Below are 20,656 nucleotides of genomic sequence, written 5' to 3'. Positions count from 1 at the left end.
ATAGGCTTCACGTCAGAGGGGAAGTGAAGGGGCTTCGACAACGGCCCGAACGGATTTCTATTCTCGAACCTACCGCATCAACACCCGCCAGGCCCCAGGCGGCCGCCCAGTCTCGCGCCTGAAGGCAGCGCAAAAAGACGGCGCCCCCGCATAGCCCAACGCCCGCGCAACCTCCTCAATCGACCCCTTATCCTCCGTCAGCATCGCCTTCGCCCGATCGATCCTCCGCCGCCGGATCGCCGCACCCGGACTGATGCCCGTCGTCTGGTGAAAGCAGCGGATGAAATGATCCCTGCTGATCCCACACCGCTCCGCCATCGCATTGATCGACGGTGCAGGGCCGGGCGCATCGATCATCGCCAGCGCCACCCGCAACGCCCGCGCGGATAGCCCGCCCCGCCGCCGCCCCGCGCGCTCCGCCGCTTGAGCGAGAAACCGTCGCAAATCGAGCAGGATCAGCGACACCAGCGCCTCCGCAATATCTGCGCTGTCACTTCCGGGATGCTCGACCTCTGCCGCCAGCCGCAGCATCGCCTCCTCAATGGGCGGCGCATGCATGTCGAAGCACGCACCCAACGTCGCATCGTCAAAACCGATCCCCGCCAGCGCTGGCGCTATCCGCTGATCCTCAAAGCGAATGCGGAGGGTATCGAACGCGCCCTTCGCGACATGAAACTCCATCGGCACACCAGCCGGACGCAGCGCCAGCGCCCCCATGCGCGCGAACGGACGGCGCGGATCACCCGCCTTCCGCCCCTCCGACCCAGTCAGCAGCCGCGAAAGGCCCAGCATCAAAACCGACTGCGGCTCGACCATCTGCACCGTTTCTTCCCGCACTTCGGGAAAAGCGCATATTTCAACAGCCGCGCCATCGAGCCCAAGCGACCGACGCACAATGTCGGCGCTCTCCCGCGCCTGCCGGATCGATATGGCATCCATCACCGTCACTTATCACAAAGCGTGAAATATTACGAGATCATGCGAAAATCATGCGGCATTCTCCCGACGCTCCTTGAGCCCGCTCTCCCGCACCGGATAGCAATAAAGCCAAGGAGAGTGCCGCCATGAATCGCCCGACCGGACCCATCGTCCCCGCCACCAACACAATCGCGCAGGAAGAAGCGCGCTGGCAGCAGGAAACGCGCGGCCCCGCCCTCGATCAGCGCCCAGAACGCCGAGACCCCTTCGTGACGCAGGCGCTCAAATGGCCGATCAAGCCGCTCTACACGCCCGTCGATCTCGATGCGGTAGGCTTCGACTATAGCGCAGACCTCGGCTTCCCCGGCGAATATCCTTATACCCGCTCGACCCGCCCGAACGGCCATCGCTCCGATTTCTGGACGATGACCCAGGTCACCGGCTTCGGCAAAGGCGAGGATTGGGCGAAGCGCGCGCGCTACATGCTGGACCAGGGCCTCTCCGGCCTCATCCTCGAATATGACCTAGCCACCACCAACGGCTATGACAGCGACGATCCCGTAGTGGAGGGCGAAGTCGGCCGCGCAGGGATGGCGCTCGACAGCCTCGAAGACCTCGAAAAAGCCTTCGACCTCCCCTTCGACAAGCTCAAATATCTGATGAGCGTCTGCAACGCGCCGCAGCCGGTCAACCTGGCCATGATCATCGCCGCGCTGGAGAAAAAGGGCGTCGACCCGCAGGACTTCGTCCTCCACATCGTGAACGGCATATTGATCGAATATACCTGCGTCGGCCGCTACATATATCCGCCTGAACATGGATTGCGGATCGCCACCGACTGCATCGAATATATCATCCGCAACCATCCCAACTGGGCGCCGATCTCCATCATCTCCGCCCAGCTTCAGCCCGCCAAGGCGAACCCGGTGCAGGAGATTGCCTATTCGCTTAGCATAGCCTGCGCGCATATCGACGCGGTGCTGGAGCGCGGTCTCGATATCGACACGGTCGCGCCCTACATCAATCACTTCGTCGTCAATGTGGACATGGATTTCTTCGAAGGCGTCTGCAAGCTGCGCGCCTTCCGCAAATGCTGGGCGCGGCTGATGAGGGAGCGCTATGGCGCGACCAAGCCCGAAGCGCTCAAAATCCGCATGATGACGTCCCCCACCACCATAGCGCTCACCCTCCAGCAGCCGCTCAACAACATCGCCCGGCTCGGCATCATGGCGACCGCCTGCGCGCTCGGCGGGGCAGGGGAGGCGATGACGACCCCCCTCTATGACGAGGCCCACGCCCTCCCAGCCGAAAACGCCATCCGCGTCGGCGCCGCGATCCAGCATATCGTCGCCCACGAAACCGGCGTCGCCGAGACCATCGATCCGCTGGCAGGCTCCTACTATGTCGAAACCCTCACCAAGCAGATGGAGGACGCCGCCTTCGCCGAGATGGACAAGATCTTCGCCATGGGCGGGGCGCTGAAGGCCATCGAGACCGGCTATATCCAGCGCGCCCTCGGCCGCGAACAATATGAACGCAACAAGGATATCGAGGAGGGCCGTCGCAAATGGGTCGGCGTCAACCACCTCACCCGCGAAGATGAGGCGCGCGAGATCGAAATCTTCCGCCTCGACGATGCGATGGAGGAAGAGCAGATCCGCAAGGTCCGCGACCTGCGCGCCCGCCGCGACCAGCCCGCCGTCGATGCAGCGCTCGAAAAGGTGCGCGAAGCCGCCCGCACCGGCGCGAACATGGTCCCGCCCTGCCTCGAAGCGGTAAAACTCTACGCCACGCACGGCGAAATCTGCAACGCGATGCGCGACGTCTTCGGCGTCCACAGCGCCGACAGCCAGCTGATGGGGATTTGACCAGCATGACCACATTCAAACGCCCCCTGCGCGTCCTGCTCGCCAAGCTCGGCATGGACACGCACACCGTCGGCGTCACCGTCATCGGCCACGCCCTGCGCGAAGCGGGCATGGAGGTCATCTTCACCGGCCTCAAGCAAACCCCGGAGATGGTCTGCGCCGCCGCCATTCAGGAGGATGTAGACGTCGTCGGCATCTCCACCCTTTCGGCGGGTCACACCCGCAACCTGCCCAAACTCGCCCGCCTGCTCCGCGACGCAGGCGCGGGCGACAAGCTGCTGGTCGCAGGCGGCGTCATCCCGGAAGAGGACAAGCCGATCCTTGAGGAAGCAGGCGTCGATCGCATCTTCACCATGGGCGCCGACACGCGCGACATCGTCGCCTATCTCGAAAGCTGGTGGGCGCAGCGGCTGGCGGAGGATGCCGCCTGATGCCGCAGGGCGCGGCTGACATAGCCGACCGCCTCCTCGCTGGAGAAGTGGCGGCAGGCGCGCGCGCCATCCGCTGGCTGGATGACCGCGACCCGCGCGGCGCGCAAGTGCTGGCCGCCATCTACCCGCACACCGGCCGCGCCCAGCTGGTCGGCGTCACCGGCCCGCCCGGCGCTGGCAAGTCCACCCTCACCGACGCTCTCGTCGCCGAATGGCGCAAGCGCGAACAGCGCGTCGCCGTCATCGCCGTCGATCCGTCCAGCCCCTTCACCGGCGGCGCGATCCTCGGCGACCGCGTCCGCATGAGCCGCCACGCGCTCGACCCCGGCGTCTTCATCCGCTCCCTCGGCACGCGGGGGCAGGCAGGCGGCCTGTCCCGCTCCACCCATGATGCGTGCCTCGTCTTCGACGCCATGGGCTATGACATCGTCCTGGTCGAAACCGTGGGAGTAGGGCAGGACGAAATCGACGTCGTCAACCTCGCCCACACCACCGTCATCGTCGCGGTTCCGGGCCTCGGCGACGAAATCCAGGCGGTGAAGGCGGGCCTTATGGAGGCAGGCGACATCTTCGTCGTCAACAAGGCCGACCGGGACGGCTATGACGCCACCCACCGCCAGATGGAACTGATGCTCCACCTGCGCGCCCAAACCGTCACGGACCAGCGCTGGGACGTGCCACTACTGCGCGCCGTCGCTGCAAAGGGGGAGGGCGCGGACGCCATCGCCGATGCCATCGCCGCCCACCGCAGCTTCCTGCAAGAACATGGGGATTTCACCGCTCGCAGCCGCCTGAGCGCAAGGGAGCAGCTCTTCTCCCTCGTCCGCGACGCCCTCGCATCCCGCGCGATGGCGCTATGCGGCGAGACCATAGTCGATCAGGTCGAAACGCGGCAGCTTGATCCCTACGCCGCCGCAGAGCAAATTGTCACAGCCCTTTCTGCAAAGAGTGCCGCCGCATGACCAAGTCCATCTGCGCTCTGGCCCACAAGCCGGGCACCACTCGCGAAGATTTCCAGCATTACTATGAGGAAAATCACGCTCCGCTGGCGATCAGCTATTTCCCCTTCTCTGCCTACGCCCGCAACCATGTCACCGGGGCGCAGTTATTCGGCTGGGACACGATCAGCGAATTCTGGGCCGACGATATAGAGGCGGCGGCAGCACTCATGGCGGGGCCGGTCGGAAAGATCATGGCCGCTGATGAGGAACGCTTCATGAACCGGCCCCTCATCGCCTCGGCTGGGGTCGAAGAAGTCATCCTTTCCCCCGGAGACCCCGCCGATTCCGACGGCCGCCGAACCGCCTTGCTCGTTCAGAACGCCGAAGGCGTCGATCTGCGCTCTGCGGTGTTGGAGTGGGCGGAGGGGTTCGCCAAGGACATGCCCGGCGTTTCGATCGACTTCTTGAGCAACTGGACCGACCTCGCCTTTCCGGCAAAGGCCGTCCTGTGGCTGCCGGGATGGCAAGCCCAGGCCGCCATTCCGTACGGTCTTTCCACTCAAGCGCTGCTGCTCCGCCATGTCGCAACTCCGGCTGCGCAGTTGCCGGGCGGCCATTCCGCCTCTCGTTAGGCGCTAAGATTGCCGGTGTGCAAATGTGCAACAGCGTAGATATAAACGTCAGATAATACGCAGATTGACGCAATCATCCTTGATGTAAGCGATAATTGCGACTAACGGAGCTGCATCGGACATGTTTATCCATGTTCGGGGTCAACAGGCGCTTTTTCCCGTGTGGCGCATGCAGATAACGATAAAGACCGGGACTGTTGACTAAGAGCAGCATGTGTTTGGGAGGATGTATGAAGTCCATATTGCTTGCGGGCGTTACCGCAATTTTGGTGCCGTTTTCGGTTTCGGCGAACGCTCAGGAACAAAGCGCCGCTCAGGAACCATCGACCACTCTCGGTGACATCGTCGTAACTGCGCGCCGTTCCGCGGAAACGCTGCAGAACGTCCCTGTCGCCGTTACCGCGCTCAGCGGCGACTTCATCGAACGGCAGAACATCTCGGACCCGACCGATGTCCCCAATTTCGCGCCGAACATCACGATCGAACAGCAGCCGTCCAGCCTTTCGGCCGCGACCATCTACATTCGCGGCATCGGCAACAACGAACCTTCGGCCGTGTCTGAACAGGGCGTGGGCGTCTATCTCGACGGCGTCTACCTCGCCCGTGCCGCCGGTGCCGTGTTCGACCTTATCGATCTGGAACGGATCGAAGTGTTGCGCGGCCCCCAGGGCACGCTGTTCGGCCGCAACACCATCGGTGGCGCGCTCCAGCTGATCACCAAGAAGCCCGCCAATGACATGCATGTCACGGCAAAGGCTGGCTACGGCCGCTTCAACGAATGGTATGCCCGCGCGCGTCTGGACACTGGCTATATTCTGGGCGACGTTTTGAAGGCGTCGATCGCCTATCAGCATCGCCAGGGCGACGGCTATGTGAACAACACGCTCACCCCGGCCTCGCAGGACCCCGGCTCACTGAATGCTGACTCGGTTGCCATCGGTTTGCAGGCGGATCTGGGCGACCTGACGGTCAATTACAGCTTCGATTATGACAATCGCAAGGGCACGCCTGCCTTCTTCCAGATCGTCGCTGCCACCCCACTGGCGCAGGACTATTATTCGCAGTCGCCCAGCTTCGGCGGCGCGCCCTTCCTCGTCAGCCCCGATCGTCAGGGCACGGTTCAGCAGGCGGGCTTCACCGACCGCAACGGCAACTTCCGCTACGGCAGCAAGACGCGCGTTCAGGGCCACGGGTTGACCCTCAGCTATGAAGCTATTCCTGAGCTTACGGTCAAGTCGATCACCGGCTACCGGAAGTTCTTCCAGGACACGATCCTGAACCTGTCGGGTAATGGCGTCCTGCGCGGGCCAGTAATCGACTTTAACTCACCCACGCTTGTATCTGTTCAGGATGTTGTCCCCTATACCGGCAACAATGCCCCGCAGAAGCAGTGGCAGTTCAGCCAGGAATTCCAGGCGCTCGGCAAGGTCGGCGACCTCAGCTACCTGCTCGGCATGTATTATTTCTACGAAAAGTCGTCGGAATATAACCAGCAGGCTCTGACGATTTTGGCGCCGGTGGCTGCGCTTGATTTCTACGGCCTCCCGGCCGGCACTGCGGCAGCCGTGGCGGCGGCCAATCCGGGCCTCGCGACCGTCGGCATCAACGCCACCCCCGTTCAGGCATTCGGCGGCACGTCACAGTCGATGGCCCTGTTCGGCCAGGTTAGCTGGAAGCCGTCCTCGCTCGACGACAAGTTGGAAGTCACGTTGGGCGGCCGTCACACAGCTGACGACAAGACCATCTATCTGGCCGGTGACGTCTTCCCCGTGCAGCGTGGCCGCCGCAGCTTCGACAACTTCTCCTGGCTGGCGTCGGTCAGCTATGAGGTGATGGACGATGTCATGCTCTATGGCCGCGTATCGACCGGCTATCGCTCGGGCGGCATCAACCCGCGCGGTGGCAGCATCAACGGCTTCGATCCTGAAAAGGCGACGTCTTATGAAGCAGGCTTCAAGTCGCAATGGTTCGACAACCGCCTGCGCCTGAACGTCGCTGGCTACATCACCGACTATAACGATCTGCAGGTCCAGCAGTTCGCCGCGGGCAGCGGCGGCGCTACCTCGCTGATCGTCAACGCGGGCAAGGTGCGCCTGTCGGGCTTCGAAGCGGAACTGACGGCGGCGCCCTTCCGTGGCTTCCAGATCGACGGTTCGGTCGGTTATGTGAAGCATGACTATAAGACCTTCCTCTTCCGCGATCCGGGCACCAACACGCTGGTGGACGTCGCTGACGAGGCACGGCCGCTCTACACGCCCAAGTGGAACGTCCATGTCGGCGCTGAATATTCGCACCCGATCGGCGGCGGTGACACGCTTGTCCGTCTGCGTGGCGACTATTCCTATCGCACGAAGATCTACTTCAACGCGCTCGACAACACTGCGCCGTTCAACGAACAGATCGTTTCGCCCAGCCAGACCAACGTAAAGGCGCGTCTGTCTGTCGAAGGCTTCGACCTTGGCGGCGGCAAGCTCGACGTGGGCATCTGGGGCGACAATCTGCTGAACCAGAAGCGGCTCGTTTACGGCATCGACTTCGGCGCCCTGGGCTTCGCCGGTGCGACGTTCAACAAGCCCACCTCCTACGGCGTGGATGCCAAGATCGCCTTCTGATCAGACCTAAAAATCCTCCCCGCGCGAAGCGTGGGGAGGGGGACCAGCCGTAGGCTGGTGGAGGGGGAAATGGCACGACCTGTGAGATTTCCCCTCCACCATTCGCTTCGCGAACGGTCCCCCTCCCCATCTCACGATGGGGAGGATCAATGTGCGCACTTCGCTCTAATTAATCGTCGATCCGCCATCCACCGCGATGCACTGACCACTGATCCACTCACCGTCCCGGCTCGCCAACAACGCGACCATTGCCGCAATATCCTCCACCAGCCCAAGGCGCGGAGACCGCCCTTTCTCCAGCACCTGCTGCTGGAAATCCGTCGGCATCGTGGCGCGAAGCTCGGGCGTAATCACCACCCCGGCATGATGGCATTGGCGCGGATACCTTGCTTGCCCCAGCCGCTGGCGACATGGCGCACCAGCGCATTGATCCCGGCCTTCGCCATCGCATAACAGGGGCGCACCGGCACCCCCGCGATCGCCGCGCCCGATGAGGTATAGATCATGGCCCCGCCGCCGCGCTCCAGCAGCTTGGGCAGGGCATGGCGCGTGATCCGCATCATGCCCTTCAGATTGACGTCCAATGTGCGCTCCATCACCTCGTCGGTCACGGTCAGCGCGTTGGTGTCGGAAAACAGGATTTGCAGGTCGGCGAAATTGGCATGCACCGCGTCGATCCCGCCATGGGTCCTCGCCGCCATATCGATCAGCGCCGCGTTCGACGCGTCATCGGTCGCGTCGAACGCGCATCCGGTCGCGCGGCTGCCCATCGCGCCGATCTCATCGACCAGGCTGTCGATCCTGTCCTTGTGACTGCCCGGCGCTGCGACGATCAGGGTCGCGCCCTCCGCCGCCAGCCGCAAAGCGGTCCCCCGTCCGATGCCGGTGGACGTGCCAGCCACGACGACGACCTTGTCCACCAGACGGCGGCAACCCATGGCCAGATCCGCGCTCATCCTGTCTCTCCTATTTTATTTCTATCCGTAATAACCTTGCCTCAGTGGCTACTCATTCCCTGCCATCCAAGCCCCATGGCCTTCTGCACATTGATAAAACTCACGGTCAGCCCCGCCGCCGCCTGAACCCTCGCCTGCGAAGCCGCCAAGACCAGACGCCGTTGCTTCAAATAGTCTATTCCCGAAATCGTCCCCGCCTGACTCCGCTGCCGCGCAAGCTCTGCTCCCATCTTCGCCTGTCGTTCGGCCCGCGCCAGATCGGCCAGGCTCTCCCGCTGCCGCTGGAACCGCGCCAGCGAACCCTCGGCATCCTGCAACGCGTTCAGCACCGCCGCGCGATAATCCGCCGCTGCCTCATCCCGCTGCGCCTCCGCGGCATCGATCCGCGCGCGGGCTTTTCCGAAATCCAGGAAAGACCAGCTGATCCGTGGCACCGCCGCCACCGTGAACTTGTCCAGATCGACCAGATCCTCCGGCGACGACCCGCCAAGCCCGATAAGCCCCAGGAAGCTGATGTGCGGAAAGCGCGCCGCATCCGCCACGCCGATCCGTGCGGTCTGGGCGGCCAGCTTGCGTTCCGCCGCGCGTATATCGGGGCGGCGCTGCAACAGGGCGGCCGGATCACTCACCGCGACCTCAGCAGGGGGCAGCGGCAAAGCAGCCGACGGATCGAGCAAGCTGTCCAGCGTCCCCGGAACAGCGCCGGTCAGCACCGCCAGCTTATCCTTCAACGCGTCGATCTCGGCCCGCATCGGCGCCAACTGCGCGCGCGCGCGATCCCGGTCGGACTCCTGTTGCAGCAGCTCGCCTCGCGCAATCGTCCCCCGTTCAAAACGTTGCCGGGTGAGGGCGACCTCCTCATCCTGCAAAGCCAACGCCTCGACACCCAGAGACAGGCGCTGCTGCCGATCGCGTAGCTCGACATAGCTTTGCGCGACTTCCGCCGACAGGCTGACGCGGGCGTCGTCCAGCCCCGCCTCGCTCGCCGCGACATCGGCCCGCGTCGCCTCGACGGCGCGGCGGCTGCCGCCGAAAAGATCCAGTTCCCAACTTGCGTCGAAACCGACATTGTACAGGTCGAGCGTGGTGGCGCTCCCATCCTCCGACTGTCCGGGCAAGCGCGCCTTGGCATAGATGACTGAGCCGTTGACCGTTGGCAGCTCTTCCGCCCTCTTTTGGCGCAGGGCCGCGCGCGCCTGCCGGATGCGCGCCGCTGCGGCGTCCAGGCGAGGGTTCCCGGCCAGCGCCTGATCCATCAACTGGTTCAGCACCGGATCGCCAAGGCTAGTCCACCATGGCGCGGCCGCTTCCACTGACCCGGACCCGGCGTCTCCCCGGACGAAATGCGACGGTGGGGCAGGGGCCACGTCCCCAGGGCCGCGATAGTCGGGTCCAGCGGTGCAGGCCGTGGTCAGGAGCAAGGCAAAGGCAAAGGCGGATCGGTTACGCATCGACAATCTCAATGAGCGGCCACAGGCGCGGCATGCTGTGGCAGCGGGCGGAGGAAAAAGACGAGCGGCGCGGTGCACAGGATGGCGATGATCAGCATCCAGAACAGGTCGATAAAGGTCATCGTAAGCGCCTGCGTCTGAATGCCCTGTTCGATCATGCGGAACGCCGCATCGCGGCCGCCCAGCGCGAGTGCCTGCGCATCGACATAATGTTGAAGGTCAAGGCCATTGGCCGCCAGATTCTCCTCCATCCTGCGCGCATGAAGCCACAGCCGCTGGTCCTGCACCACCGCGATGCCCGCCAGCGCGAAGGAGCCGCCCAGATTGCGCGCGGCGTTGTAGAGGCCTGACGCATCGGCTGCCAAAGACATGGGCACGGAACGGATTGCCGCCTGGTTCAGGAACATCATGACGCAAATGGTGCCGACGCCGCGCATCAACTGGGAATCGACGAAATCGGCGCCCGTGGACACCGACGTCAGTGATGTTTCGATATAGGTGCTGAGGATCAGCAGGACCAATCCGATCAGGACCGAAAGATGGATCGGTATGGTGCGGATCGCCCATGGCATGAACGGCATCATCAGCACCATCGGTACGCCCGACAGCAGTACGATCTGCCCCGACTGCAGCGCATTATAGCCTGCGATCAGCGTGAGGAATTGCGGGATCACATAGGATGTGCCGTAAATCACCATGCCGATCATCATCGCCATGATGAACACTGCGCCAAACTGCCGGTCCAACAGCAGCCGCAGCCGGATCACCGGCCGTTTCGCCAGCAACTGCCCGGCCAGCAGCATGGCGAACCCCGCCACGGCCGTGATGGTCAGCCATATGATCGTCGATGACTCGAACCACTGCTCCCGCTCGCCTTCCTCCAGCACGACGGTAAGCCCGCCCAGCCCCAGGATAAGGCCGAACACGCCCAGCCAGTCCGCCTCGCCGATAAGGTCAAGGCGCGGCCGCTCATAGGGAAGCGCGACCAGCAGCAGCAGCAGCAGAGCAAGCCCCACCGGCAGGTTGAGGAAGAAGGCATAATGCCAACTGATATTCTCGGTCAGCCAGCCCCCCAGCACCGGCCCCATGATAGGCCCCAGGATCGCCGTGGCCCCGAACAGGGAATTACCCACAGCTTGTTGATGGCGCGGCAATCGCGTCGCGATGATGGTCATGGCCGTGGGGATCAGCGCCCCGCCCGTAATGCCCTGGCCGATCCGCCCCCCGATCATGACCGGCAATGTCTGCGCCATGCCACAGATCATCGAAAATCCCACAAAACCCACGGTGGCGATCAGGAGGAAATTGCGCAGCCCCAGAAGCCGCTGCAACCAGCCCGCCAAGGGAATGATGATGATTTCCGCGACGATGAACGACGTCGCGATCCAGGTCCCTTCCGTACCGCTCGCGCCGATTTCGCCCTGGATGATCGGCAGGGCGGAATTGACGATGGAAATGTCGAGCATCGCCATCATCGCACCCAGCGTGCCAGCCGCCACCGCGAGCCAGTCCGCGACGCTTGCGCGCTCGGCTGTCTCAGGCTGGCCTGCGTTCACTTCGCGGCTTCCGGCCGAACCTGCTTGCTATTCTTCAGCCGTTCCACTTCTTCGCGGGCCGACCGGGTGTCCACCGAAACCTCCACCGACATGCCGGGCAGCAACAGCTTCTTGATCGACGGGTCGGCATCTATGGCGATGCGCACGGGCACGCGCTGCACGATCTTGGTGAAGTTGCCCGTCGCATTTTGCGGAGGCAGCAGCGAAAATTGCGCCCCGGTGCCGGGCGCAAGGCTGGCGACATGGCCATGCAGCGTCACCCCCGGCAGAGCGTCCACATCGATCTCCGCCGGTTGCCCCTGACGCATCAGCCCCAGCTGCGTCTCCTTGAAATTCGCTTCCAGATAAAGCTGCTCCACCGGCACGACCGACATCAGGCGCAGGCCGGGCTGCACGAACTGGCCGATGCGCGCCGAAAGATCGCCCACCCGTCCCGCGATGCTTGCGCGTATCACCATGTCCCGGACGTTACGCTGTGCCGCGTCCAGTTGGGCGCGTGCGCTCTGGCCTTGCGCTTTCGCCTGGGCGATCTGGGCGCGCAGGCTGGCAATCCGCCGCTCCGCGCCCTGCGTCGATGCTTTCTGCGCCGCCACATCCTGCGCCGCCTGCGCCGCCTGGGTGCGAAGCGTCGCCAGCTTTTCAGCGGGTTCCGCGCCACTCGCCGCAAGCGGACTGTATCGCGCCACTTCGGACGCTGCGTACCGCGCCTTCGTCTGCGCCGCCGCCAGCATCGCGCGCGCCTGCTCGATCGCCGCTTCCTGTTCCCCGATCATCGCTTCCGCATTGGCGGCGTTCGCCTGCGCCAGATTGATCTGCGCCTGCCCCTGCGCCGCCTGTGCCGGATAATCGGGCGCTTCGATCCGCAACAATGGCTGACCGGGCTTCACATCCTGATTTTCATGGACCAGCACTTCACTGACGTAACCTGACACCCGCGCCGAAACGGTGACGCTGTCGGCCTGCAAATAGGCGTCCTGCGTGCTTTGCTGATATTTACCGTACAGCTCGTATCGGGCAAACCAGAACGCACCGGCTATAAGAACAACCACGCCCGCAATGCCCAAAACCAGGCCCAGCCTCCGCCGCTTCGGGCGGCTTGCCCCTTCGCCAATCGCATCGTCGGGGAGGGGTTCTGCATCGACCGCATCGGCCAACGACCCCTTTGGCTCACTCATAGAAATCCTACCGTCTGGGCTTCGAAGCGATGACTTAAAGTTTGCCGCAGGCGGAAGGCAAGTTTTTTCCGACGCGGAATCGGAAATGAAATTATGTCAGCAGAAGGATGACGCTGAATCCCACTAGCGCGGACAGGCCGCTGGCCAGGCACAGCAATCGAAATGGACAGAGCAGAAATACCGAGCTGTCAGGTTCCATCCTCTTCCCCATTTTCTTCGGCGGGGTTGCATGGTTTATAGGCGATTTACGACCCATCGCCAAATGATTTGGACGGCCAGTCGCCCTGTCGCGAAAACAGCAGACAGGCTCTTTTGCGCCTTCCTTATAGGATGGAGGGCGGCTATTCCGCTCACTTGACGATAATATGCCGGCAACCGCCCGGTAATGGAGAGATAGATGTCGCAGCCATTGCTCGACCGGATTGCACTACATGATCTGGTCATGCGCTACTGCCGTGGATGTGATCGCCGCGACTTCGCCTTGGTGCGAACGCTGTATCATGATGACGCGATCGACGATCATGGGGCAATGTTTCAGGGAGGTCCCGACGACTTCGTTGCCTGGCTACCCGAAATCACCGCGCATTGGGACCTCACTCGCCACAATATTACGAACAGCCTGTTCGTGATCGATGGCGACCATGCCGAGGGTGAACATTATGTGGAGGCATGGCACCGGACCCATGGGCCGGGCGCAAAGCTGTTCATCGCCCTTGGCCGCTATCTCGATCGATATGAACGGCGGGATGGCGAATGGAAATTCACTTATCGCAGCCTGGTGTTCGATCATGGATCGATCGTGCCGGTTGATGAAGAGGCTTTTGAACGCATGAGCAAGGACGCACCCAATGGCCGCGCGGATCGGGATGATCCCTCCTTCCGTTATCCCCTGCTGGCGGGGTTGAGCGCATGAGGGCCGCGGTCTGGGATGGACAGTCGCTATTCGTCAGCGACCAGTTGACGCTTCGCCCTGTCGGTCCGGGCGAGGTGCGCGTCCGCGTGCTGCGGTCGGGCATCTGTCATAGCGACATCGCGATGCTGACCCCGCATCTGCCTAACTTGCCGGTCGTCCTGGGCCATGAAGCGGCTGGCGAGATTGCGGAGCTGGGGCCGGGCGTCGAAGGCTGGGCCATAGGCGACCATGTCTGCGTGGGTACGCAAACGCCTTGTGGGGAGTGCCGTGAATGCCAGCGTGGCGAACCGCATAATTGCGACATTAATTGGGGTTTTGCGCCGGGCTTCCCCTTCACGCTGGATGGAAAGCCCGTTGCGTCCTTTGCCAACGTCTCCTCCTTCGCTAGCGAAATCGTGGTGAAGGCATCGCAGCTGTTCGCCATCGATGACCTGCCGTTGGACCAAGGCGCGCTGATCGGGTGCGCGGTCTCGACCGGTGTCTGCGCCGCCCGCGTTCTGGGCCGCGTGCGCGCCGGGGACACCGTGGCCGTTTTTGGTGTCGGCGGCATCGGCGTCAACGCCATTCAGGGCGCCGCCCGGAACGGTGCCCATGTAATCGCTGTCGACGCCAATCCCGCGAAGGAAGCGACGGCGCGGCAATTCGGCGCGACCGACTTTGTCCTCGCAGACCCCACACAGGACAGCGAAACGGCCGCCGCCGCTTTGGCTGGCGAATATGGCCCTATCGATGTGGTGGTGGAATGCAGCGGCGCGGTCGGCGCGATCAACACCGCCTTGCGCTGCACGAAGCGCGGTGGCCGGGTGGTGCTGATCGGCATGTCACGCCCCGGCGCGGAAGCGGCGCTCCCGCTCGGCAGCTTCGTGATGGGCGGCGAGGTGATCGCGACAATGAACGGCGGCGCGCTGCCCGACCGCGATTATCCCGAACTCATCGCACAGGCGCGCGACGGCCGGTTGAACATCGCCGACCAGATCAGCGGCATCTGGCCGCTCGATCAGATCAACGATGCCATCGCCGCGCTGAAGGCGGGGGAAGTAACCCGCGCCGTCATCGACCACGAAATGTGATTGAGAGCATCCTACTCCCTTCCGTCACCCCGGGCTCGACCCGGGGTGACGATCACTCAAACCACACATCCCAGAGCTTCGTGCTTTATTTCGGCACCACTTCACAACCCCGTTCGCCCTGAGCTTGTCGAAGGGCTCTACTTCTATTTAGAAAAGGGAAGGGCTTCGACATTCGAACGAGGCAAGTGACTCGTTAGGACAGCCCGAACGGGTTGAGTGATGCAGATTAAACGCAGCGCGCTCTACGCGTTCAGCATCTGTAGCAACTCGACCCTGTGGCCTTGGGGGTCGAGGATATAGGCCATCTGCAAACCATGTTCGGGTACGTCGGTCGCACCGAGTTCGATCGTCGCACCGGCGGCGGTCGCAACCGCCAGGGTCGCGTGAAGATCATCCACCACGAACCCCGTCGTCGCCTCTCCGGTGGCGGGGCAATTCCGGTTGGGATAGCTGACCAGAATGAAGTTGGGGGCGGGCGGCTGAGCGCCAGCAGTCTTGAGGATCACCTCGTTCATCAACGCTTCGCCTTCGCCAAGATTGATATACCCCACCACCTCAAGGCCGAACAGCTGAGTGTAGAAGCGTTCGGCAGCGGCAAGATCCTTAACGATGATCTTGGTGAAACTGAAGGCTAATGCCGTCATTCCTCAACCCCTTTCATGTTACGCATTTATGTGAGACAATCTCCATATCAGCGCCTGAAAATGGCGTAAACCAATCCATCTAATACGCATATAGGAGAGTATGGTGACCGGACAGGAAGGTGGAGAATTGCGGTTGTCGGCCGTCTGGCGGACTTTCTGCGACCAGCTGGCACAAGCGGGCGAGGTTCTGGACCGCCCCAGCGCGCCCGGCACCGCGATCGACCAGGCGGAGGGATTGCGTTATCTTTCCCGGCTCACGCGGTCGGCTCTCAACATGCTGGTCGATTCCAGCGATCCGGATTTTCCGCGCATTTTCCTGCTGACCGATGACGCGATCAAGATTGGGGCCGATAATCCGGACAATCTCTATCAGCAAATCGTCGTCCGGGGTGATCGCGACTATCGCATCACCGGCAAGCGGAACAGCGTGCCCTATTTTTCCATCGGGTCGAAGGCAAACCGTTACGCGATCGACGGCACGATGGCCTCCACGGGCGAGATCGAACTTGCCGACATGCAGGTCGGGCCGGATGGCAGCTTCGAGATTATTGTCAGCAAGACGCAAAAGCCCGGCAACTGGCTGCCGATGGCGGACGACACGACGCTGCTGATCATCCGTCAGACCTTCAATGACAAGCGTGCGGAAGTCGCTGCCGATGTGCATATCGAACGGATCAGCGAGGGGCCTGCCGTCCCCGTCATTCTCGCGCCTGAAACGATCGAGGCGCAGTTGAACGGCGCTGCCGCATGGGTGCGCGGAACAGCGAACACCTTCGCGGACTGGTCGCAATGGTTCATGGAACAGCCCAACCGCATCTATGATGGCAAGGAACAGCCTTTTTACCAGCGCGCCGGGGGCGACCCGAAAATCTGGTACGGTCACATCTATTACGACCTTGCGCCTGATGAAGCGCTGGTCATCACAGCCAAGCCGCCCCGCTGCCGCTTCTGGAACTTCCAGATCGACAATTGGTGGATGGAATCCATGGACCATGTGAACCGCAAGGTGTGGGTCAATGGCGCGCAGGCCAAATATGAGGATGATGGCAGCGTCATCCTTGTCTGCGCCGACAAGGACCCGGGCTACGGCAACTGGATCGACCTGTCGGGTCACCGCAAGGGCACCGGCCTTTGGCGCTGGATAGAGGCTGACGAGCATCCGGTGCCGCAATGCAAGGTCGTAAAGCTCTGACCGCCTCGGCCGATCTCGCCGCGCGTATCGCCATCCTTGAAGACCGGGAGGCGATACGCGACCTGATCGCAAGCTATGGCCCGCTGGCAGACGCGGGTGATTGCGCCGGTGCCGCCGCTCTGTGGACCGAGGATGGCGTCTACGAAGTCGGCGGGTTCGGCAGCTACACGGGCCGTGCCGCGATCCAGGCCTTGCTCGAGGGTGAAAGCCACCAGAGCTTGATCCATGGCGGCGCCGCCCATGTCCTTAGCCCGCCGGTCATCGATCTGGACGGCGACAGGGCAACCGCCCGAACCTATTCCGTCGTATTCCGCAAGGCGGACGATAGTTGGGAAGCCCATCGCGCCTCCGCCAATAGCTGGCACCTCGTGAGGGTCGGCACGGAATGGAAGGTGGCGCGGCGCATCAACCGCTTGCTTGACGGATCGGCCGAAGCGCGTGCGTTGATTGGCGGACGATAGCGGCGGGTAAAGGCCTGCTGTGGATGTTGAGAGCATCGTGCGCAAAAGTGGGAACCGGTTTTGCGCTTAAAACGATGCGATAACAAAAAACTAGAGCGCGCGATCTGCGTCCGATTAAACGCGGCGCGCTCTATAGTTTGATCATGCTCAAGGGATCGTCACCCCGGACTTGATCCGGGGTCCCGCTTTATCTGACGCTGTCCAAGCAGCGGGACCCCGGGTCAAGCCCGGGGTGACGGAAAAGGGGCTTTAATACGATGCTTCCGGCTCGAGCATGATCCGATCAGATTGGATCGGATCATGCTCTATTTGTCTTTTGTTTTCCGCATTTTCCGAGCCAGCAGATGATGCCATCTGCTTCGAAAATGCTCTAGCCGAAGGGCGGCTCCAGCTTTTCTAGGGCCGCCCTTCGGCTTATGCGGTCAAGCGGTCTGGCGGGCGGCCGCAAACTGCTTTTTCGCAAAGGCGCAGGCATCCGCCATCGCCTCCTGCGCGCCCGGCAGGAAACCGATCCATGACACGAACCCATGCACCATGCCGGGATAGCGCTTCACTTGAACTTCCACCCCGGCCTTTTCCAGCACCGGGGCATATGCTTCCACCGCGTCCCGGATAGGGTCGCATTCGGCGCTGGCGATAAAGGCGGGCGCCAGGCCCTGATGGCTCGTCGCCTTCATCGGACTGGCGCGGAAATCGTCGTAATCGCTTTCGTCCTTGATGTGTAGTTCCCAGAAATAATGGGCATCTTCCAGGCGAAGCACAGGGCCGTTCGCAAATTCAAGCGCGGATCCCTCTTCTGGGATCGGATGGATGCCGGGGCCATACCAGTTGATCTGCGCCGCGATACGGGGCGCGCCCGCGTCTCTTGCGAGAAGGGCACAGGCGCTCGCCAGCACGCCGCCCGCGCTATCGCCAGCAACCGCGATCAGGGCGGGATCGCCCCCCAGTTCGGCCGCATTAGCCGCGACCCACTGCGTCGCAGCCCAGCAATCCTCGAAGGCCGCCGGGAACTTATGCTCGGGCGCGAGGCGATAGTCGACGGACACCACGATGGTCTCTGCGCCCGCCGCCAGCCCGCGCGCGATCATGTCCTGCGTGTCGAGATCGCCGACAACGAACCCGCCGCCATGGAAATAGGCAGTGACTGGGAAAGGTCCCGCGCCCTCGGGCGTATAGATGCGCACCGGTATCTCACCGTTCGGCCCCGCAATGGTCCGATCGGCGATCGAGGCAAGGGATACAGCAGGTGGCGGAAGCTGGATCGAACTCGACCGCACCGCCTCCCGCAACGCAGCAACCGGAATGGTCCGGATCGGCGGCCATTCCGGCTGATTGGCGAACATGGCCTCAAGTTGCGGGTCTAGCGGCATCCCTATTCTCCTCGTTTCAATTGTGCATCTTCTTCTTTAATTCGAGAGCGCCGCCAGAGCGACGCACTGAATATTCCTCATCCTCTGGGTTCTCTTGGCATAGCTAATCCGCGTTCGGCGATGATGTTGCGTTGTATCTGGTCTGTACCGGCGTAGATGGTATCGGACCGAGACATGAGGTGCATGGTTGTGAGGGGACCCATGCGTTCGTCGTTGATGCCTATTTCGCCTTGTTGTCCCATGACCGCCATGGCGAGGTCGCCGAGCGCCACGTGCCAGCGGGACCAGTAGAGCTTGTAGGTATAGGCGGCGCCTGTGAGTTCGGGATTGGCTTCGCTGCCTGAGAGCATGCGCAGGGCGTTGTAGCGCATGATCTTGAGCCCGGCATGGGCGGTGGCGATCTTCTGGCGGGTGAGGGGGTCGGTTGCCTTGCCGTTGGCCTTGGCGATGGCGATGATGTCGTCGAGTTCGTTCCTGAACTGCATCTGCTGGGCGAGGGTGGATACCCCGCGTTCGAACCCGAGCAGGGCCATGGCGACCTTCCAGCCTTCGCCTTCTTCGCCAATGCGGTCGATCGCGAGCGCTTCCGCGCCATCGAAGAACACTTCGGCGAACTCGGCCTCGCCGGTCATCTGGCGGATCGGGCGGGGGGTGACCCCGGGCTGGTCCATGGGGACCATGAGGAACGAGAGGCCCTTGTTGCCGACGCTCCCGGGCTGCGTGCGGGCAACCACGAAGCACCAGTCGGCGATCGTGCCCATCGAGGTCCAGATCTTCTGCCCATCGATGATGTAACGGTCGCCTTCGAGCCGGGCCTTGGTCTTGACGTTGGCCAGGTCCGATCCCGCGCCGGGTTCAGAATAGCCCTGGCACCAGATCGCCTTGCCGGTGGCGATGTCGGGGAGGAACCGGGCCTTTTGCTCTTCGCTGCCCATCGCGATCAGCGTTGGCCCGAGCAGCTCGACCCCCAGGTGCCCGGCACGCGGCGGTCCCTTGGCGCGGGCATATTCCTCGGCGAAGATGATCTGCTGGGCGATCGAGGCACCCCGCCCGCCCCATTGCTCAGGCCAGCCAATGACGCTCCAGCGCGCTTCGCCCAGGGCGGCTTCCCAGGCGCGGCGTAGCTCGACATTGTCGACCTGGTTGGTCTGGCCGCGGATGGCCTTGAAGGGACCGGCGAGCTGCTCGTTGAGCCAGCTCGCGGCCTCCTCGCGGAAGGCTTTCAATTCAGGGGCGAAGGCGAGTTGCATGGATCAGGCGACCTCGAACAGACCGGCCGCGCCCATGCCGCCCGCGACGCACATGGAGACGACCACATATTTGACGCCGCGGCGCTTGCCTTCGATGAGGGCATGGCCAGCAAGGCGCGAGCCGGTCATGGCGAAGGGGTGGCCGATGGCGATGCCGCCGCCATTGACGTTGAGCTTGTCCGGATCGATGCCCAAGGTGCGCTGGCAGTAGATCGCCTGGTTGGCGAACGCTTCGTTGAGTTCCCACAGGCCGATGTCGTCCATCTTGAGGCCTGCGCGCTCGAGCAGCTTGGGGATGGCGAATACAGGACCAATGCCCATTTCGTCGGCGCCGCAGCCTGCGACCTGAAAACCCCGATAGATGCCGAGGATGGGCAGGCCTTCCTTCTGCGCGGTGGCAAGGTCCATGACGACCTGGGCCGAGGCGCCGTCGGATAGCTGGCTGGCATTGCCCGCGGTGACGTGCTTGCCTTCCTTGATGACCTGTCCGTTCTTGAACACGGGCTTCAGCTCCGCGAGCTTTTCGTAGGTCGTGCCCGCGCGGATGCCCTCGTCACGGTCAAGCGTCAGCTCTTCCTTGCCGGTCTCATTGCCTTCCTTGTCGAACAGGGCCTTGGTGACCGTGATCGGAACGATTTCGTCATCGAACTTGCCTGCGGCCTGGGCGGCGGCGGCGCGCTGCTGCGACTGGGCGGCAAAGCGGTCCTGGTCCTCGCGGCTGATGCCATAGCGCTCGGCGACGATCTCGGCGGTCTCGATCATCACCATATAGGCGTTGGGATCGCGCGCCTTGATGAACTCGGAGCGGTTGCGGAAGGCGGGATAATGCTTGTCGATGGTGAGCGAGACATTTTCCACGCCGCCCGAGACGGCGCAGTCAATCTCATTGGCGATGATGCCGCGTGCGGCGAACGCCAGCGCATTGAGGCCGGACGAGCATTTGCGGTCCATCGAAAAACCGCTGGTGGTGTCGGGGAGGACCGAGCCATGGACGGTCAAACGGCCGACATTGTAGCTTTGCGTGTTCCACTGGTTGGCGACGCCCAGATACACGTCATCGACGCGGGCGGGATCGATGCCAGCGCGGGCGATGGCGGCGTCGACCACATGGGAGGACATGAACGGCGCTTCGGTGTCGTTGAACGCGCCGCGATAGGCTTTGCCAACGCCAGTGCGGGCGGTCGAGATGATGGCTGCTTCACGCATGGGTAAATGT

The 20,656-nt window shown here is 63.0% G+C and carries 17 protein-coding genes and 1 pseudogene; 9 read left to right on the top strand and 9 right to left on the bottom strand.

Going from position 1 to position 20,656, the window contains the following annotated elements:
• Positions 1 to 69: 69 nt before the first annotated feature.
• Positions 70 to 939, bottom strand: coding sequence for a helix-turn-helix domain-containing protein (locus tag ACZ5TH_RS13500; protein ID WP_464795738.1), 870 nt, complete (start codon positions 937 to 939; stop codon positions 70 to 72).
• 125 nt (positions 940 to 1,064) lie between these two features.
• On the opposite strand from ACZ5TH_RS13500, the gene ACZ5TH_RS13495 reads away from it, so the two are divergent.
• The 5 genes from ACZ5TH_RS13495 to ACZ5TH_RS13475 all read left to right on the top strand — a co-directional run bounded on the left by ACZ5TH_RS13495 (position 1,065) and on the right by ACZ5TH_RS13475 (position 7,402).
• Positions 1,065 to 2,786 (top strand): methylmalonyl-CoA mutase family protein, encoded by a 1,722-nt coding sequence (locus ACZ5TH_RS13495; protein WP_464795523.1) that lies wholly within the window; start codon positions 1,065 to 1,067, stop codon positions 2,784 to 2,786.
• A gap of 5 nt (positions 2,787 to 2,791) precedes the next feature.
• Positions 2,792 to 3,217 (top strand): cobalamin B12-binding domain-containing protein, encoded by a 426-nt coding sequence (locus tag ACZ5TH_RS13490; protein ID WP_464795522.1) that lies wholly within the window; start codon positions 2,792 to 2,794, stop codon positions 3,215 to 3,217.
• Positions 3,217 to 4,179, top strand: coding sequence for a methylmalonyl Co-A mutase-associated GTPase MeaB (meaB, locus tag ACZ5TH_RS13485; RefSeq protein WP_464795521.1), 963 nt, complete (start codon positions 3,217 to 3,219; stop codon positions 4,177 to 4,179). Before ACZ5TH_RS13490 ends, meaB begins: the two co-directional genes overlap by 1 nt.
• The gene (locus ACZ5TH_RS13480; RefSeq protein ID WP_464795520.1) at positions 4,176 to 4,790 is read left to right on the top strand and encodes an EthD domain-containing protein; all 615 of its coding nucleotides are present in this window, start codon (positions 4,176 to 4,178) and stop codon (positions 4,788 to 4,790) included. The genes meaB and ACZ5TH_RS13480 overlap by 4 nt, the downstream gene beginning before the upstream one ends.
• A gap of 230 nt (positions 4,791 to 5,020) precedes the next feature.
• Positions 5,021 to 7,402 (top strand): TonB-dependent receptor, encoded by a 2,382-nt coding sequence (locus tag ACZ5TH_RS13475; protein ID WP_464795519.1) that lies wholly within the window; start codon positions 5,021 to 5,023, stop codon positions 7,400 to 7,402.
• 165 nt (positions 7,403 to 7,567) lie between these two features.
• On the opposite strand, the pseudogene ACZ5TH_RS13470 reads toward ACZ5TH_RS13475, so the two are convergent.
• The 4 genes and pseudogenes from ACZ5TH_RS13470 to ACZ5TH_RS13455 all read right to left on the bottom strand — a co-directional run bounded on the left by ACZ5TH_RS13470 (position 7,568) and on the right by ACZ5TH_RS13455 (position 12,540).
• A pseudogene (locus tag ACZ5TH_RS13470) lies at positions 7,568 to 8,340 on the bottom strand (SDR family NAD(P)-dependent oxidoreductase).
• A 59-nt stretch (positions 8,341 to 8,399) separates the two neighbouring features.
• Positions 8,400 to 9,809 carry an efflux transporter outer membrane subunit gene (locus tag ACZ5TH_RS13465; RefSeq protein ID WP_464795518.1) on the bottom strand — a complete coding sequence of 470 codons (1,410 nt, stop codon included), beginning with the start codon at positions 9,807 to 9,809 and terminating at the stop codon, positions 8,400 to 8,402.
• Between the two features lie 8 nt (positions 9,810 to 9,817).
• Complete coding sequence (locus ACZ5TH_RS13460) at positions 9,818 to 11,365, bottom strand: MDR family MFS transporter (RefSeq protein ID WP_464795517.1); 1,548 nt, start codon at positions 11,363 to 11,365, stop codon at positions 9,818 to 9,820.
• Positions 11,362 to 12,540 carry an HlyD family secretion protein gene (locus ACZ5TH_RS13455; RefSeq protein WP_464795516.1) on the bottom strand — a complete coding sequence of 393 codons (1,179 nt, stop codon included), beginning with the start codon at positions 12,538 to 12,540 and terminating at the stop codon, positions 11,362 to 11,364. Before ACZ5TH_RS13455 ends, ACZ5TH_RS13460 begins: the two co-directional genes overlap by 4 nt.
• Before the next feature lie 397 nt (positions 12,541 to 12,937).
• On the opposite strand from ACZ5TH_RS13455, the gene ACZ5TH_RS13450 reads away from it, so the two are divergent.
• On the top strand, positions 12,938 to 13,453 hold the full coding sequence (locus tag ACZ5TH_RS13450; RefSeq protein WP_464772689.1) for a nuclear transport factor 2 family protein: 516 nt from the start codon (positions 12,938 to 12,940) through the stop codon (positions 13,451 to 13,453).
• Positions 13,450 to 14,523 carry an alcohol dehydrogenase catalytic domain-containing protein gene (locus tag ACZ5TH_RS13445; RefSeq protein WP_464795515.1) on the top strand — a complete coding sequence of 358 codons (1,074 nt, stop codon included), beginning with the start codon at positions 13,450 to 13,452 and terminating at the stop codon, positions 14,521 to 14,523. The genes ACZ5TH_RS13450 and ACZ5TH_RS13445 overlap by 4 nt, the downstream gene beginning before the upstream one ends.
• A gap of 242 nt (positions 14,524 to 14,765) precedes the next feature.
• On the opposite strand, the gene ACZ5TH_RS13440 is transcribed toward ACZ5TH_RS13445, so the two are convergent.
• The gene (locus ACZ5TH_RS13440; RefSeq protein ID WP_460988716.1) at positions 14,766 to 15,167 is read right to left on the bottom strand and encodes a VOC family protein; all 402 of its coding nucleotides are present in this window, start codon (positions 15,165 to 15,167) and stop codon (positions 14,766 to 14,768) included.
• Between the two features lie 103 nt (positions 15,168 to 15,270).
• Here ACZ5TH_RS13440 and ACZ5TH_RS13435 point away from each other — a divergent pair, with 103 nt between their 5' ends.
• Positions 15,271 to 16,359: a DUF1214 domain-containing protein gene (locus ACZ5TH_RS13435; RefSeq protein WP_464795514.1), complete on the top strand. Its 1,089-nt coding sequence runs from the start codon at positions 15,271 to 15,273 to the stop codon at positions 16,357 to 16,359.
• Positions 16,338 to 16,820 (top strand): nuclear transport factor 2 family protein, encoded by a 483-nt coding sequence (locus ACZ5TH_RS13430; RefSeq protein WP_464795513.1) that lies wholly within the window; start codon positions 16,338 to 16,340, stop codon positions 16,818 to 16,820. The genes ACZ5TH_RS13435 and ACZ5TH_RS13430 overlap by 22 nt, the downstream gene beginning before the upstream one ends.
• A gap of 422 nt (positions 16,821 to 17,242) precedes the next feature.
• Here ACZ5TH_RS13430 and ACZ5TH_RS13425 read toward each other — a convergent pair whose 3' ends face one another.
• The 3 genes from ACZ5TH_RS13425 to ACZ5TH_RS13415 all read right to left on the bottom strand — a co-directional run bounded on the left by ACZ5TH_RS13425 (position 17,243) and on the right by ACZ5TH_RS13415 (position 20,646).
• Complete coding sequence (locus ACZ5TH_RS13425; protein ID WP_464772694.1) at positions 17,243 to 18,190, bottom strand: alpha/beta hydrolase; 948 nt, start codon at positions 18,188 to 18,190, stop codon at positions 17,243 to 17,245.
• 77 nt (positions 18,191 to 18,267) lie between these two features.
• Positions 18,268 to 19,440 carry an acyl-CoA dehydrogenase family protein gene (locus ACZ5TH_RS13420; protein WP_464795512.1) on the bottom strand — a complete coding sequence of 391 codons (1,173 nt, stop codon included), beginning with the start codon at positions 19,438 to 19,440 and terminating at the stop codon, positions 18,268 to 18,270.
• Positions 19,441 to 19,443: 3 nt separating this feature from the next.
• Positions 19,444 to 20,646 carry an acetyl-CoA C-acyltransferase gene (locus tag ACZ5TH_RS13415; protein ID WP_464795511.1) on the bottom strand — a complete coding sequence of 401 codons (1,203 nt, stop codon included), beginning with the start codon at positions 20,644 to 20,646 and terminating at the stop codon, positions 19,444 to 19,446.
• Positions 20,647 to 20,656: the final 10 nt, after the last annotated feature.

It is taken from the genome of Sphingobium sp. TomTYG73, from assembly GCF_055394245.1.
The sequence above is the reverse complement of the archived record's forward strand: the minus strand, read 5'-3'. Positions and strand labels throughout refer to the sequence as shown.